We start from the raw sequence: 15,214 nt of genomic DNA, 5'->3' as shown, positions 1-15,214 counted from the left end.
CGGGGACAGCCGCGCCAGGGCCCACCACGGCCTGGCTCGCGGGGCGCCGCGGGCCGTCCTCCACCAGCCGCTCCAGCATGGGCGCCAGCTCCCGCGCCTCCATGGACAGGGCCAGCGTCACGCCGCGCTCCTGCACGCGCTCGTGGGGATGGCTCAGGAGCGCGGCCAGGTGCTGCCGGAGGGGCGCGGCCTCCGCCTGCTCCAGCATGTCCACCGCGCGCAGCACGCGCTCCGGCGTGGGCGCGCCCAGCGCATCCACCAGCAGCTTCTGCGCCTCGCCGCCCAGCTCGACCTCCTCCTCTTCGTGGGCCCCCACCTGCTCGCCCAGCGCGGTGAGGTACGCGGGCTTGAGGCGCACGAGCAGCAGGCCCAGCGCGGCGCACAGCCCCACCACCGCCACCGCCATGGTGATGCCGTTGGCGCCCCGGCCCGCGCCGATGAGCAGCACGCCCGCCAGCACCACGCCGCCCTTGCGCAGCAGGCCGTCCACCGCGCTCCGCAGGCCCTCGCGCTGCTCGTCCGGCACCGCCGCGTAGAGCAGCTGGATGCCCACCGGCAGGATGGAGTAGCTCACCGCCGTCTCCACCAGCCGCAGCAGGTGCACCGGCCACAGCTGCCCGGTGGCCAGCGTGGCGCCCGCCAGCGGCGCGAGCACCAGCGGCACCAGCGCCAGGTACATGAGCAGGCCCATGCGCTTGAGCAGCCGCTCCGCCACGAGCAGCTGGAAGGCCACGCAGAACAGGCCAATCCACAGCTGCAGGGAGCCGAACAGCGCCGCCAGCCCGTCCTCGCTGAGGGTGCCCTCCACGCGCAGGCGGAAGAGGTAGTCCACGAAGGACGACAGCACCGCGAACGCGATGCCCAGCGCCGCCAGCACCTGCGCGTACGGGCTCTCCCCCAGGTAGCTCCACGCCGGGAACCACGCCTGCAACGAGCGCGGGCGCGAGGGCTGCGCCGGCTCCGCCTTGTGCAGGTGGTGGAAGATGGCACCCGCGGCCAGCAGGCTCACCGCGCCGCTCACCACCACCACGGGCGTGCCCAGCCGCACCGCCAGCGCCTGCACCAGCAGGCCGCCCGCGATGCCGCCGCCCATGCCAAAGCCGTTGAGCACCGTGAACGCCCGGCGCGCCTCGCGCGCGTCGAACTCGGACGCCATGCGGCCCCAGAAGCGGAACGACACGAACGTGCTGAAGCAGTCCGCGAACAGGTACAGCGCCAGCGCCGGCATGCGCTGCCCCGCGGACAGCGCCGCCGCCAGCCCCAGCCGCTGCCGCATGCCCTTGGAGTACCCGCCGATGCGCCGGTCCACCGCGTCCGAAAGCCCCACGCGCTCCAGCAGCCTCGCGTGCGCGCCCGCGTCGACCTTCAGCCCCTTGAGCCGGGCCACGGTGGCCAGGAACGCGGGCGACTTCCACGTGCCGGGCAGGTGCAGCCGCTCCGGCAGATAGCCGATGCGCGCGCGGATGGCCGGATCCTCCGGGGATCCGCCCAGCACGCGCACCGTGCCCGCGCTGGGCCGCACGATGCCGAGCACGCTCTTGATGAAGGTCGTCTTGCCCGCGCCGTTGGGGCCAATCAGCCCGAACGCGCTGCCCGCCGGGACGTGGAGGTCCATGCCCTTGAGGGCCTCATGGCCGCCGCGTCCGAACGCTCGGCGATACGTTTTTCGCAGGCCCTGCACTTCGAGGGCGGGAGGTGGGGTCGTCACGGTCGTGACTGTAGACGACCCGGCGGGGCGATGATTGCACCCGCCTGCCCTCCGGGGAGGGACGGGCGGCCCTGCATGCGGGCTTCCCAATGCGTTCCCCTGTTCGCGCCGCTGGGAAAAGCCTTGCGCACCCGCGGCGCGCGTGGCGCGACGCGACACCCCGTCATTCCATGGCGTTGCACTCCTGGGGGTTCCAACGGTGCCCCTGGTCCAGGCCCTGCAATGCGTATGGAGCGACCCGCGGGACCTGGAAGCCACCCCCCGCGGCCACACCACACAGGAGACATGGGCATGACGTGGGCAAACGGGACCGAGCAGCAGCTTCAGGACGCGCGCCGTGAGCTGGAGGCCGCCGAGCGGGAGCTGGACACCGGGACCGAGGCGGCGCGCGTGCGCTACGCGCGGGCGCTGTACGAGGCGGACCTCGCCGGGCGGCGGGCCGACCGCATGGCTCGCGACTCGCGCCGCCATCAGGTGACCTGGCGCCCCGTCGCCGGCTGAGCAGGCGGTTTGGAGACACAGGAAGGGGTGAAGCGCGGGGCCGGGCGGTTTATACCGGCGACCCATGGCCCACCCCGTCCACCGTCCCCGCAGGCTGCGCCGCTCCGCGGCCCTCCGTGACATGGTGAGAGAGACGCGCCTCTCGCCCACGGACTTCATCTACCCGCTGTTCGTCGTGGAAGGCCGGGACGTGCGCCGGCCCATCTCCTCCATGCCGGGCATCTTCAACCTCTCGTTGGAGCACGCGGTGAAGGAGGCGAAGCACGCGAAGTCGCTGGGCGTGCCCTCCGTCATCCTCTTCGGCATCCCGGACCACAAGGACGCGCGCGGCACCCAGGCGTACGCGACGGACGGCATCGTCCAGCGCGCCATCCGGGAGATCAAGGCGGCGGAGCCGGACCTCCAGGTCATCGCGGACGTGTGCCTGTGCGAGTACACCGACCACGGCCACTGCGGCGTGCTGGACGGCGACCACGTGGCCAACGACGCCACGCTGCCCCTCTTGGCCCAGATGGCCGTGACGTGCGCGCAGGCGGGCGCGGACATCATCGCGCCGTCGGACATGATGGACGGCCGCATCGGCGCCATCCGCAAGGCGCTGGACGAGGTGAAGCACCAGGACACGCCCATCATGGCGTACTCGGCGAAGTACGCCTCCGGCTTCTACGGTCCGTTCCGGGAGGCCGCGCAGAGCACGCCGCAGTTCGGCGACCGCCGCGGCTACCAGATGGACCCCGGCAACGTGCGCGAGGCCATCCGCGAGACGGCGCTGGACGTGGACGAGGGCGCGGACTTCATCATGGTGAAGCCGGCGCTGTCGTACCTGGACGTCATCCGCGCGCTGCGCGAGAACTTCGACCTGCCGCTGGCCGCGTACAACGTCTCCGGCGAGTACGCGATGCTCAAGGCGCCGGGCAGAACGGCTGGGTGGACTCCGAGCGCGTGATGATGGAGGTCCTCACCTCCATCAAGCGGGCCGGGGCCGACCTGATCATCACCTACCACGCCCTGGAAGCGGCCAGGCTCCTCTAGGCGACACCCCGGGCGCCTGCTCGCGGCGGAAGGCTTGATCGCGTCCGCCGCTTGCGCCCAAATGGTCCCCACCACGATGCCCACCCAGAAGAAGCGGCCCGGACGCAGAACCGAGAAGCCTCCGCCACGACGTGGCGCCTCGCGGCCCCAGGCTCACAAGGCTCGGACGACCCGCAAGGGCCAGGTCCAGCGCCCCGGGAAGGGCCGCGCTCCGGTCCTCCGCGAGCCCGGACCGTTGCAGTACAAAGTGGTTGAGCTGTCCACGGTGGACGAGGGCGCGCTGGAGCGCACGCTGAACGAGTGGACGGCCAAGGGCTGGAACCTGGACGGCGTGCAGTTCGCGATGCGCGAGTCCTCCAAGCGCCCGGCCATGGCCTTCGTCTTCTTCACCCGCGAAGGCGAGGCCGCGCGGCACGACGAGGACGACGCCCGGCAGAAGCTGTTGCGCATGTCGGAAGGCGGCAGCCCCACGGCCCGGCTCGCGGCGGAGCACGCCGGCGAGCACGCGCAGACGGTGGTGCCCTTCGCCCACCCGCTGTCCGCGCACGAGCGGCTGGCGAAGCTGGCCGGGCTGGACGAGCCGGAGCCCACCGAAGAGGGCCTCACGCTGGAGCCCGAGGAGTGAGCGCCGCCCCCGAACGCAGCCTGATGGCGACGGAGCGCGGCGCTCCCCGCGTGCTGCGGCTGGTGCAGGAGGACGCGGAGCCGGATTCTCCCTACCCGAAGGCGTCGCTGCTGCTGCGGCTGGGCGCGCGCGTGGTGGACTGCGCGGTGGCCTGGGGCCTGTACGTGGTGTGCGGCGCGGCGGGCGCGGTGGTGGCGCTGCTGTTCCTCTTGCTCGCGGACGGGATGCTCCAGGGACAGAGCGTGGGCAAGCGCATCTTCGGCGTGAAGGTGATGCACCTGCCCACGCGCTCGGCCGCGCGGCACCGCGACAGCACGCTGCGCAACGCGCCGCTCGCGCTGGTGGTGCTGCTGGGGATGATGCCCGCGCCGCAGGGCGTGGTGGCCGCCCTGGCGGGCTTCGTGGTGATTGGGGGCGTGGAGGCCTGGCGCGTCCTGAGCGATCCGCTGGGCCTGCGGCTGGGGGACACCTGGGCGCAGACGCAGGTGGTGGACGGGAAGGTTGTCGCGGGCGCGACGGTTGCAGCACGCACGCCGGTGGGCGCCACGCGCGCTCCCGGACGGTTGATGTCCGCGGCGAAGGTGCGCCGCGGCAAGGCATTCAGGAAAGGGAGACGGGGTAAGCCATGCGCATCGCGCTGACCTACAACCTGCGGCTTTCGGACTCGGAAGAAGAGGCGGAGTTCGACACGCAGGAGACGGTGAACACGCTGGCGGGAGCCATCGAGCGGCTGGGCCACCGCCTGGAGCGCTTCGAGGTGAGCGGCCCCGCGTCGCGCACCGTCGCCCGCCTGGAGGCCTACAGCCCGGACCTCATCTTCAACACGGCGGAGGGCCGCCGCGGCCGCTTCCGCGAGGCGTTCTACCCGGCGCTCTTCGACGAGCTGGGCTTCGCGTACACGGGCTCGGACGCGTACGCGCTGGCGCTCACGCTGGACAAGCAGCTGACCAAGCTCATCGTCTCCAAGCACGGCATCCGCACGCCAGGCTGGCAGTACGTGGAGAAGCTGAGCGAGCTGCAGCCGGAGAACCTGCGCTTCCCCGTCATCGTGAAGCCCAACTTCGAGGGCTCCTCCAAGGGCATCACCCAGGACTCCGTCGCGGAGACGCTGGAGCAGGTGCGTGAGAAGGTGGCGAAGGCGCTGGAGAAGTACCCGGCGGGCGTGCTGGTGGAGGAGTACATCAGCGGGCGCGACCTCACGGTGCCGTTCCTGGCCGCGGTGGACAACGACTTCGACGGCGTGCTCGCGCCGGTGGAGTACGTCATCGACCCGGAGGCGTCCCAGGGCCGCAAGTACGCCATCTACGACTACGAGCTGAAGACGCGCCGGGAGAAGTCCGTGTCCGTGCGCGCCCCCGCGAACATCCCGGCGAAGATGTCCGAGGACGTCCGCAAGATGGCGCAGAAGATTTTGCAGGTGCTGGACTGCCGCGACCTGGGCCGGCTGGACTTCCGCGTGTCCGACGCGGGCGTGCCGTACTTCCTGGAGATCAACGCGCTGCCCAGCCTGGAGCCGGGCGCGGGCATCTACGCCGCGGCGGAGCTGGAGGGGCTGCACCTGGACGGGGTCATCAACTCCATCATCCAGAGCGCCGGCAAGCGCCACAAGATCCGCGACAACAAGAGCCGCCAGGGCAGGCCCGCGCGCAAGTCAGGCCCGCTGCGCGTGGGCTTCAGCTTCAACGTGAAGCGCGTGAAGCCCAGCGCCACGGCGGAGACGGTGCAGGAGGACAGCGAGGCGGAGTACGACTCGCCCAACACCCTCCAGGCCATCCGCGAGGCCATTGCTTCGTGGGGCCACGAGGTCATCGACCTGGAGGCCACGGCGGAGCTGCCCACGGTGCTCTCCAGCACGCCGCTGGACGTCGTCTTCAACATCGCGGAGGGGTTCAAGGGCCGCAACCGCGAGAGCCAGGTGCCCGCGATGCTGGAGCTCCTGGACATCCCGTACACGGGCAGCGACCCGGCCACGCTGTCGCTCGCGCTGGACAAGGCGCTGGCGAAGAAGATCGTCCGCCAGGCGGGCATCCTCACGCCCAACTTCCAGCTGATGGTCACGGGCAAGGAGCGCCTCAACAAGGAGTTCACCACCTTCCCGCTCATCGTGAAGCCGGTGGCGGAGGGCAGCTCCAAGGGCGTCGTCACCAAGAGCGTCTGCTACTCGGAAGCCGAGCTGCGCGACGTGGTGAAGGAGATCGCCGGCAAGTACCAGCAGCCCGCGCTGATTGAGGAGTACATCGGCGGCCGTGAGTTCACGGTGGGCCTCCTGGGCGAGCGGCGCCCGCGCGTGCTGCCGCCCATGGAGATCGTCTTCCTGGACAAGGCGGAGAAGAACCCGGTCTACAGCTTCCAGCACAAGCTGGATTGGACGGACCGCATCCGCTACGACGCGCCCGCGAAGATTGAACCGGCGCTGCTGGAGAAGCTGCGCACGGCGGCGCGCAACTCGTTCATGGCGCTGGGGTGCCGCGACGTGGCGCGCATCGACTTCCGCATGGACGACAAGGGGCGCATCTACTTCATCGAGTGCAACCCGCTGCCCGGCCTCACGCCCGGCTGGAGCGACCTGGTGCTGATTGCCCAGGGCGCCGGCATGGACTACCGGACGCTGATTGGGGAGATCATGGCCCCCGCGATCCGCCGCTACAAGGAGCGCGAGGCGCGCCGGGCCCAGACGGAGCACCCGTCCGGCACCGCCACGCCGCCGCTCAATAAAGTCGTGCAGCGGATTGAAGAGCAGACCGCGCAGGCCAACGCCTCCACCCCCGCGGAGAACACGCTCGTGCCGCGTCCGGAGCTCAAGTCCTGAGCGTCCGCTGAAGCGCGGGCAGGGAAGGGGACGGTGCCCGGAAGAGGCGCCGTCCCCGTTTCATCTCAGCCGTCGCTGAGCGCCTGCGCCCAGCCCTTCTCGAAGTTGTCGTGGTACGCCTGCCACAGCGTGTCCGAGTAGTACTTCACCAGGTTCTCGTCGTTGTAGCGCAGCGAGTTCTTGGACAGGTTGTGCGAGCCCGTCAGCACCATCTTGCGCACCGTCCCGTTGAAGTTGCCGGAGTAGACGAAGTGCTTGCTGTGCGTGAGGACCTCGCGCGGCGTGCCGTCGCCCTGCTTCACGTTGTTGGCGGAGGCGTCGTAGAGCTGGCGGAGGGTGATGTTCGTCGCGCCGGTGAGCTTCGTTTTGATGCCCGCGTCCATGTCCGTGTAGAGCACGCGCACCCGGCAGCCCAGCTTGCCAATGCGCACCAGCTCCGTGGCGACGATGACGCGGCTGTCGTTGAAGTGGTTCTGGTTCACGTCCAGCGTGCAGCCCGACACGTACGTCTTGATGTAGTCCGTGAAGTTGTTCGTCACGGTGTCGCTGGACAGCTCGTTGTCGTTGCCCTCGCGCGGGAAGAAGTACGCGGTCCACGGCGCGTTGGGGGAGTTGAAGTACCCCTGGCCCGTGGTGGGGTTGTAGTAGTCCGTCGTCTTCGTGCCGCCGCGCAGGTCGTTGTGGTAGCCGACCCAGTAGTCGTACCAGTCCCAGTCCTCGTAGCTGACGACCATGTCGTTCCAGTAGTTGTTCTGGGAGTAGGTGTTGTTCCAGGAGCCCTGCACCACCACGCGCTGGATGCGGTTGCCCTGCGGATCCGTGGTGGTGGAGAAGGTGAAGATCTTGTCGTGCATGATGGTGCCCTCGCGGTCGAAGCCCGCGATGCACGCGCTGCCCGCGCCCGTGCCGTTGCACCGCGTGAGCTCCAGCCTCAAGCCGTCCGGGCACGTCGCCGCCGGGGGCACGTAGCTGCTCAAGTCGTGGATGACGCCGCCGGAGGCGAACTCCGACGCGGCGCCGCCGTTCTGCTCGTCCACCACCAGCCGCACGACGACGCCCCGGCACAGCGCCGCCTTGAGGGCCGCGTTCAGGTGGTCCGTCGTCCACAGGAACATCGCGATGCGGATGTACGAACCCTTGGGGCTGTGCTCGATGAGCCGGACAAGCTCGTCCTTGATGCGGTAGTCGCGCGTGCCCGTGTTGTTCGGCTGGTTGAAGACCACGTAGATCCCCGGCACGTTCGTCGCGCCCTGGGCCTGCGCCGCCAGGTTCGGATCCGCCTGCGCCTCCGGCTGACACCCTGCGAGCGCCGCCACCAGTCCTGCCACCGCCAGCAACCGCTTCATGACCTGCCTCCGCTTCTCCGTTTCCAACCATTTAAGCCGAAATGGTCTGGAAAGCGGAGAAAGCGTGAGTCGGTGTCACTTCGCGGGCGCGAAGCCGCCGTGGAAGGTGGGGGGCAGGGCGTGGTCGAAGTGGCAGCGCGCCACGGGGCCGTCCTCCAGCCGGCGCGCGTCCAGCACGGCGACGTGGGACGCGTCCGCCTTCACGTCGTAGACCTGGGTGAGCACCCAGCCGTCGTCCTCGGCGGTGGCGCCGGGGCGGGGGACGAAGATGGGCTCGGAGGGGTAGGTGCCCTCGCCCAGGTCCGCCGTCGTCATCCGGCCTGTGTCCAGGTCCACGCGCACCACGCCGTCGAACAGGCCGCGCCGGGCCTCGTCGCTCCGGTGCACGCCCAGGTAGAGCGTCTGGTGCGCGCGGCCCACGACGCCGGGGGCCACGCGGGGGAACTCGCAGCTCACGTCCAGCCGCTGCTCGGTGCGGAAGGTGCCCGCCTTCACGTCCACCACCGCCCGGTGCAGCATGCCCTGCGCGTCGCTGGACGTCGTGCCGTGCACCACCTCACCCAGCCACTGGTTCGTCGTGAAGTCGGGGTAGCGCACGTAGTCCACCACCACCGTGTCGCCCTCCTCGTACGCGTTGCCGAAGTGCCACAGGTAGAACGCGTCCGTGGGGACGCGCACCGGGTGCGCCACGTCGTCGATGGGCACCACCAGCACGTCCGTGCCCGCCTCCGGCCGCCAGCGCAGGTTCTCCGAGTACGAGCCCACCCGCAGCAGCGCGCGGAAGAGGTTCAGGCGCAGCGGTGACAGGAAGAAGACGAGGTAGCGGTCCGTGGCGATGAAGTCGTGCACCATCGTCGCGCCGGGCAGCTTCACCGTGCCCAGCCGCCGGGCCTTGCCGCCGTCCGGCAGCGCGTAGAGGTCCGCCAGCGTGTCCCGGCCGTAGCGGATGCCGAAGTTGTAGGACGCCTTGCGCGACGGCACGCGGTGCGGGTGCGCGGAGAACGTCTCCACCACCGTGCCGTCGAAGTCCGTCTCGCCCAGCGTGGACAGGTCCTCCGGGGACACCTCCACCGGCACGCTGCCCTCGAAGAGCGCGTACAGCTTGCCGTTCCACGCCATCACGGACGTGTTCGCGGAGTTCTTGCGCACGTTGCGCAGCTTGTGCAGCAGCGGCGTGGGCGTGCCGTAGCCGCCGTAGCGCTGCGAGGACGCCTCGCGCTCCGCCACCATGGTGGGCGAGTCCAAGAGCCGCGACGCGCCCTTCACCCCGTCCGCGCCGAAGCGCACGCCCAGCATCCCCCCGTCCCCGTCGAACCAGTGCTGGTACGGCCGACCGTGCACGTCGAACGTCCACGGCCCCACCCGGTACAGCGCCCCCCGCAGCCCTTCGGGCACCTGGCCCTCCACCCGCAGCGGCTCGAAGCCGTGCTGGCGGGGCAGCGTGCGGAACGCCCGCAGCCAGCCCGGCGCGGAGGAGGACATCGTCTGCTTCGTCGCGGTCGTCATGACGGCTCCCTTTCCAATGCAACGTCCGGGCGCGAGAGGACCTCGCACCGCCCATCTTGTAGACACTGTAAACATCGCATGTTGTCGCCGTCAACATGGATGTTGACGCTGGCGACTTGGGCCCGTGGATGGTCAAGTCGCGCGAGCGACGGTCGGGGCATGAGGAGGCACGGACGGTGGCGACGAAGGGCAGGCGGAAGCAGGCGGGGGCGGCCCCCGCGGAGAAGGACAGGGGCCGCTATCACCACGGGGACCTGCGCCAGGCGCTGGTGGACGCGGCGGTGGCGCTCATCGCCGAGGAGGGCTTCGGCGCGCTGACGCTGCGGGAGGTGGCCCGGCGGGCGGGCGTCACGCACGCGGCGCCCTACCGGCACTTCGCGGACAAGGAGGCGCTGCTGGAGGCGGTGGCGCACGAGGGCTTCCGCGCCATGGCGCGCGAGATGCGCGAGCGCATGGCCCCGATGACGGGGCCCCTGGAGCGGCTGTACGCGGCGGGCGAGGCCTATGTGCTGTTCGCCGTGCGCCACCCGCCGCACTTCCGGGTGATGTTCGGCCCGCACTTCACCCGGCCCATGTCGTCGCCTCCGGAGCCGGAGGGAGAGCAGGGGGCCTTCTCGCTGCTGGTGAGCACCATCGAGGCCGGACAGGCGGCGGGCCTGCTGCGCGCGGGGGAGTCGCGGCCCCTCACGCTCACGGCGTGGTCGCTCGTGCACGGGCTCGCCTCGCTGTTCGTGGACCGGCAGCTGGGCGAATCCCCGCAGGGCGTGGAGGGCGCGGAGGCGCTCGCCCGCGTGCAGACGCGGCTGCTCGTCGAGGGGCTCAGGCCGCCCGCGCGCGGCTGAAGATGCGCGACAGTCCGCGGTGAAGCAGGGTTGACCGTCAGGGATTGTCGGGTACGGTCGGCGCCATGGTGCGGATACCGGAAGAGACGGGGCCGAGGGTCAGGGCGCGGGAGCTGGGGGTGCCCCTGGGGCGCTTCAAGCCGGGGAAGTACAACGCCATCACCGACGTGGAAGGCGTGCTGGTGGGCCACACCACGATCATCGAAGGCTCGGGCCCGCTGCGGCCCGGCTTCGGTCCGGTGCGCACGGGCGTCACGGCCATCCTGCCCAACCTGGGCAACATCTTCATGGAGCGCATGAACGGGGGCGGCTTCGTGCTCAACGGCGCGGGCGAGGTCTCCGGCATGACGCAGCTCATGGAGTGGGGCCTCATCGAAACGCCCATCCTCCTCACCAACACCATGGCCGTGGGCGCCGTGTCCGACGGCGTGGCCAACTACCTCGTGCAGCGCTACCCGGGCATCGGCGACGAGCACGACGTCATCATCCCCGTGGTGGGCGAGTGCGACGACTCGTGGCTCAACGACATCTCCGGGCGCCACGTGCGCCAGGAGCACGTCGTCGCCGCCATCAACAACGCGAAGTCCGGCCCGGTGCAGGAGGGCAACGTCGGCGGCGGCACCGGCATGGTGACGTGCGACTTCAAGGCCGGCATCGGCACGTCGTCGCGCAAGCTGCCGGAGGTGCTGGGCGGCTACACGCTGGGCGTGCTCGTCATGTCCAACTTCGGGAAGATGCACAACCTGCGCGTGGGCGGCCTGCCGGTGGGCGAGGTGCTGGTGGAGAAGTTCAAGAACACCCCCCACCGCGGCAAGTCCTACGGCTCCATCATCGCCGTGGTCGCCACGGACGCGCCGCTCCTGAGCCATCAGATCAACCGCCTCTGCAAGCGCGTGGGCCTGGGCATCGGGCGGGTGGGCAGCTACGCGGCGCACGGCTCCGGTGAAATCGTGGTGGGCTTCTCCACCGCGAACATCATCCCCAGGCGCACCCAGAAGATGGTCTACAAGATGAAGATCCTCCTGGATCAGCGCCTGGACCCCCTCTACGAGGCCGTGATGGAGGCCACGGAGGAGGCCATCCTCAACGCCATGTGCATGGCGGAGCCCATGACGGGGGTGAACGACAACTACTCGCCCGCGCTGCCCCTGGACGAGGTCCGCCGCTTCGTGGACGCCTGCCGCCCCATCTTCGCCTCGGTGAAGAAGCGCCCCCACCAGACGAGCGTGCCGGCCTCCAAGGAGCGCCCCAGCGACGAGGACCGGGAGGGGGAGGTGCGGCTGGGCAGCGCCCTGCCCACCCAGGTGCGCGGCGCGGAGGGCATTCCCTTCCCGACCCGGCCGGCCCCCAACGAGCCCCCCACGGACGGGGCGCCCAGGCCCGCGCCGGAGCCGGGCGCCGCCCCCACCCCAGGGGACCCCGAGGGTTCCTCTTCCGGGAGCCCGTAGGCTTCTGATAGGTAAGCTCCCCTTTGCTCCATTCCGGAGACCAGGAGCCACCCACATGGCCAACAGCAAGAGCAAGCACCGCCGCGTGCAGATGAAGATCCGTCAGCACTGGAAGAAGCGGATCAAGAAGCAGAAGGAAGCCGCCAAGGCCGCCGCCGCCGAAGGCAAGAAGAAGTAGTTCTCGCCCTGGCGCCGCTCCCGGCGGCCCTGGCGTTACTGCCGGGTCGCCGTGAAGGGGCGCGCCACGGTGCATCTCAGGGCGCTGGTCCCCTGGATGCGCGAGTATTGGCCGGTGAAGGTCCCGGACAGGCTGCCACCGCCGCCGTCCTCGGGGCCCCCGGTGAAGGCCGCGGTGAGGCTGAGGAAGGTGCTCACCCCCCCGTCGCTGCTGGGCAGCGGCGTTCCGGTCAGGATCAGCTCGCCTGACGCATACACCTGGCCCGTCAGCGCCACCTTCGTCAGCGACCCCGTGAGGATGCCGCCGTCGGCGCGCTGGATGAGCAGCGGCTCGCCGTCCGCCAGGGCCTGCACGTTCAGGTTCACGCACTCGGCGGGCAGGCCCGCGTCCCCCTGGAACGTCAGCGGATAGGTGCCCTCCACCGGGGCGCACGCGTCGCCGCACTCCGCGCTTCCCCCCTCCTTGCAGGACGGCGCGAGCAGCAGCAAGGCGCCGGACACGACGGTGGTGGCGACCGCCGCCACGGGGGCGAAACGTCCAGAAGTCATGGGTGGCCTCTTGGGGAAGGAGGGACGGGCTTCCTGGTGGGAATTCCCGTTCCTACGTTGCGTGCAGCGGGTCTGGGGGACGGGGTGGGGCGGTGACGGCGGGCGATTCCAAGCGGTGGTCGAACTTCATCTTCGCGGGGCTCTTCGCCCTGGCGCTGATTCTCTTCTCGCGCATCTTGTTGCCGTTCCTGATGCCGGTGCTGCTGGGCGCCTTCCTGGTCGTCCTGTTCATGCCCATCCAGGACTCCTTGGACCGGCGGCTCCAGGGCCGCAAGTCCCTGGCGGCGGGACTGTCCACCCTCGCGGTGTTCCTGCTCATCCTGGCGCCGCTGGCGCTGGTGGGCTGGATGGTGGCCCGCGAGGTGCTCCAGTTCGTGGGCCAGGCGCAGGAGCTGCTGGATCAGGTGGACCTGCGTCACCACTTCCTCAACAGCCTGCCCCGGGGCGTCGCCCGCTACGTGCACATCGATCCGGAGAGCTCGGAGACGGAGCGCCTGCTGATGACGGCGGTGTCGGGCGGCGCGGGGCTGCTCGCGGACGTCGTCGGCGCCGGCACGGAGCTCATCGTCAACATGTTCCTGATGACGGTCGCCATGTACTACTTCTTCCTGGACGGCCGTCGGCTGGTGAACGAGGTGGCCCGGCTGCTCCCGCTGGAGCGCCGCTACTTCGACGCCTTCTCCCACGAGTTCACGGACGTCGCGTACGCCATCATCTACGGCAACACCGTCACCGCGCTGGTGCAGGGCGCGGTGGGCTTCGTGGGGCTGCTCATCGCGGGCGTGCCGCACGCCGGGGTGTGGGGCGCGGCCATGGTGCTGGTGGCGCTGGTGCCGGTGGGCGGCACCGCGCTCGTGTGGGGGCCCATCGGCGTCATCCTCATCGCGGCCAACCGGGTGAGCGAGGGCGTCTTCCTCCTCGCGTGGGGCACGTTCCTGGTGGGCAGCATCGACAACGTCATCCGCCCGCGGCTGTGCGGCTCGCGCATGGCGCTGCACCCGCTGCTCGTCTTCCTGTCCATGTTCGGCGGGCTGGCGGTGTTCGGGATGATGGGCCTCCTGGTGGGGCCGCTCATCGCGTCCATCTTCATGGCCATGGTGCGCATCTACCGGCGCGACTTCCTCGGGCGTACGCAGGAAGCGCCGCCCGCGCCCGTGGTGTCCCAGGATTCCTCGCCTTCGCACGCCTCGCAGCCCGCGCCAGTGCCCTCGGCGGCGAGCGTGGGTCACGTGATGAACGCCTGAGCCCGGGGCCTGGACTTCCCCCCGGCGCTGGGTGAACCTGCCCGGAGCATGACGACCACCCGAAGCCCGAGGGTCCCCTCGGGACTGCTGTGGCCCCTGGCCCTCGCTGGAGCCCTGGCGGCTCCGGCCGCGGCGGCCTCTGACGCCCTGACGCCGCCGGCCTTCCACGGCACCCGGGAGTCCCCCGCGTGGCTGTCGCTGCGGCTGGGCAGCGCGGCCCCGGGCAACGGGACGGCGCGGTCGAAAGCGGAGCCGGAGGTGGGCGCGCCCACCTGGGTGCGGCTCACCCTGTCCCTCACCGCGACGTGGCGGCGCTACTGCGCGCGGCCCGGCGTGGACAGCTGTGGCGAGTACGACCGGCTGCCAGAGGAGGAGCAGCTGGGGGACACGTCCGACTTCTCCTCGTCGCACCCGTACCTGGGGCTGGCGCTGGAGGCGGAGGTGCTGCCCCTGGCGCGCGGCGCCTCGTCCGTGCTGCGCGGGCTGGGGTTCAAGCTGGGGGCGCAGCGGGCCTTCTCCAGCTCCGACGTGACGCTCACCGGGGACGGCGGCCAGACGCCGGTGCGCGAGGTGTCCGCGCTCGACACGGCCTTCACCGCGCAGGCGCTGTACCGCTTCTACTTCCGCTTCGGCACGACGCGGCCGCAGCAGGGCTACGTGGGCGCGCGTGCCGGCATCCAGACGCGCGCGTTCGACGTGGAGTCCTCCGCGGACAACCCGCTGTCCGGCACGCACCGCGTGTTCCCGTCCGTGGCGTTGGATCTGTCCGTGCCGCTGTTCGGCTCGGTGCGGCTGGATGCGTCGGGCGGACTCCTGCTGTCGCCCAGGCCGGGGCACTCACCGGACGCGGACGGAGGACGGCGGGCGCTGGAGGTCCGCGACTTCGGCACGTCCGTGTCCAGCTTCGGTTGGAGCGCGGAGCTGGGCGTGACGGGGGACATCTGGGGGCCGTTCGGCTACGACGTGGCCTGGCGGCTGGCGCACTTCAAGGACCGCTTCTCCGGGGCCGGGACGCTCACCGGCTGGGACGCCGGCGGAGCGACCGAGGAGACGTACTCCAGCCTGCACGTCGGCGTGATCGCGACCTACTGACGCGGGACCTGACACCGGGCCTGTCCGGCGCGCGACATCGCCCGGAGGTGCGGGTGTCTGGACCCAGGCGGGATGCCTACCCCTTGCCCTCACGGCCTGATGGGGGCCGCGGCCAAGGGGGATGATTCTCGGTGCGAGCACGGCAAGGGTGGAGGCGGGGACTGGCGGGGCTGGCATGTGTCGCGCTGGCGGCGTGCGGCGGCGGGGGGGACACCCAGGCGCCCACGCCCGGCACGCCTTCCGGCACGGCCACCGGCGACGCGGGCACGGAGGCGCCGTCCGGCGCGGGCACGGTGGATGGGGGCACGCAGCCGTCCTCCGACGCGGGCACGGGC

The 15,214-nt window shown here is 70.9% G+C and carries 12 protein-coding genes and 4 pseudogenes; 11 read left to right on the top strand and 5 right to left on the bottom strand.

The features are described from left to right. Both ACLEQD_RS20430 and ACLEQD_RS20425 read right to left on the bottom strand, forming a co-directional pair. Nucleotides 1-1,264: pseudogene (locus ACLEQD_RS20430) on the bottom strand (PBS lyase); the annotation flags it as partial. Further along, a pseudogene (locus ACLEQD_RS20425) lies at nucleotides 1,244-1,615 on the bottom strand (ATP-binding cassette domain-containing protein); the annotation flags it as partial. The pseudogenes ACLEQD_RS20425 and ACLEQD_RS20430, both read right to left, overlap by 21 nt. A 384-nt stretch (nucleotides 1,616-1,999) precedes the next feature. Here ACLEQD_RS20425 and ACLEQD_RS20420 point away from each other — a divergent pair. From ACLEQD_RS20420 to ACLEQD_RS20400, 5 genes and pseudogenes are all read left to right on the top strand, one after another. After that, nucleotides 2,000-2,209 (top strand): hypothetical protein, encoded by a 210-nt coding sequence (locus ACLEQD_RS20420; RefSeq protein WP_120605575.1) that lies wholly within the window; start codon nucleotides 2,000-2,002, stop codon nucleotides 2,207-2,209. A 64-nt stretch (nucleotides 2,210-2,273) separates the two neighbouring features. Further along, nucleotides 2,274-3,241 (top strand): annotated as a pseudogene (gene hemB, locus ACLEQD_RS20415) (porphobilinogen synthase). 247 nt (nucleotides 3,242-3,488) lie between these two features. Continuing rightward, the gene (locus ACLEQD_RS20410; RefSeq protein ID WP_410385957.1) at nucleotides 3,489-3,866 is read left to right on the top strand and encodes a hypothetical protein; all 378 of its coding nucleotides are present in this window, start codon (nucleotides 3,489-3,491) and stop codon (nucleotides 3,864-3,866) included. Nucleotides 3,867-3,889: 23 nt separating this feature from the next. Further along, on the top strand, nucleotides 3,890-4,507 hold the full coding sequence (locus ACLEQD_RS20405; RefSeq protein ID WP_171413954.1) for an RDD family protein: 618 nt from the start codon (nucleotides 3,890-3,892) through the stop codon (nucleotides 4,505-4,507). After that, entirely contained in the window at nucleotides 4,492-6,675 is a 2,184-nt protein-coding gene (locus tag ACLEQD_RS20400) for an ATP-grasp domain-containing protein (RefSeq protein WP_410385956.1), read from the top strand. The genes ACLEQD_RS20405 and ACLEQD_RS20400 overlap by 16 nt, the downstream gene beginning before the upstream one ends. A gap of 65 nt (nucleotides 6,676-6,740) precedes the next feature. Here the strand turns inward: ACLEQD_RS20400 and ACLEQD_RS20395 are convergent, their stop codons facing one another. Both ACLEQD_RS20395 and ACLEQD_RS20390 read right to left on the bottom strand, forming a co-directional pair. After that, entirely contained in the window at nucleotides 6,741-8,021 is a 1,281-nt protein-coding gene (locus ACLEQD_RS20395; RefSeq protein ID WP_410385955.1) for a phospholipase D-like domain-containing protein, read from the bottom strand. 75 nt (nucleotides 8,022-8,096) lie between these two features. Further along, the gene (locus ACLEQD_RS20390) at nucleotides 8,097-9,527 is read right to left on the bottom strand and encodes a carotenoid oxygenase family protein (protein ID WP_410385954.1); all 1,431 of its coding nucleotides are present in this window, start codon (nucleotides 9,525-9,527) and stop codon (nucleotides 8,097-8,099) included. 176 nt (nucleotides 9,528-9,703) lie between these two features. Here ACLEQD_RS20390 and ACLEQD_RS20385 point away from each other — a divergent pair, with 176 nt between their 5' ends. The 3 genes from ACLEQD_RS20385 to ACLEQD_RS20375 all read left to right on the top strand — a co-directional run bounded on the left by ACLEQD_RS20385 (nucleotide 9,704) and on the right by ACLEQD_RS20375 (nucleotide 11,995). After that, entirely contained in the window at nucleotides 9,704-10,369 is a 666-nt protein-coding gene (locus ACLEQD_RS20385; protein WP_410385953.1) for a TetR/AcrR family transcriptional regulator, read from the top strand. Between the two features lie 65 nt (nucleotides 10,370-10,434). Beyond that, nucleotides 10,435-11,817 carry a P1 family peptidase gene (locus ACLEQD_RS20380; RefSeq protein ID WP_410385958.1) on the top strand — a complete coding sequence of 461 codons (1,383 nt, stop codon included), beginning with the start codon at nucleotides 10,435-10,437 and terminating at the stop codon, nucleotides 11,815-11,817. A gap of 55 nt (nucleotides 11,818-11,872) precedes the next feature. After that, nucleotides 11,873-11,995 carry a hypothetical protein gene (locus tag ACLEQD_RS20375; protein ID WP_014396669.1) on the top strand — a complete coding sequence of 41 codons (123 nt, stop codon included), beginning with the start codon at nucleotides 11,873-11,875 and terminating at the stop codon, nucleotides 11,993-11,995. Nucleotides 11,996-12,030: 35 nt separating this feature from the next. Here ACLEQD_RS20375 and ACLEQD_RS20370 read toward each other — a convergent pair whose 3' ends face one another. Continuing rightward, entirely contained in the window at nucleotides 12,031-12,543 is a 513-nt protein-coding gene (locus tag ACLEQD_RS20370; protein WP_410385952.1) for a hypothetical protein, read from the bottom strand. Between the two features lie 92 nt (nucleotides 12,544-12,635). Between ACLEQD_RS20370 and ACLEQD_RS20365 the strand changes: the two genes are divergently transcribed. From ACLEQD_RS20365 to ACLEQD_RS20355, 3 genes and pseudogenes are all read left to right on the top strand, one after another. Continuing rightward, nucleotides 12,636-13,787, top strand: a complete 1,152-nt coding sequence (locus tag ACLEQD_RS20365) for an AI-2E family transporter (RefSeq protein ID WP_410385951.1) — start codon at nucleotides 12,636-12,638, stop codon at nucleotides 13,785-13,787. Nucleotides 13,788-13,835: 48 nt separating this feature from the next. Further along, a complete protein-coding gene (locus tag ACLEQD_RS20360) occupies nucleotides 13,836-14,879 on the top strand; it encodes a hypothetical protein (protein ID WP_410385950.1) in 1,044 nt (347 codons plus the stop codon). 131 nt (nucleotides 14,880-15,010) lie between these two features. Next, a pseudogene (locus ACLEQD_RS20355) lies at nucleotides 15,011-15,214 on the top strand (hypothetical protein); the annotation flags it as partial.

It is taken from the genome of Corallococcus sp. 4LFB (genome assembly GCF_046520365.1).
GTDB lineage: Bacteria > Myxococcota > Myxococcia > Myxococcales > Myxococcaceae > Corallococcus > Corallococcus caeni.
Note: the sequence above shows the minus strand (reverse complement) of the source record. Positions and strands in the feature narration are given on the sequence as shown.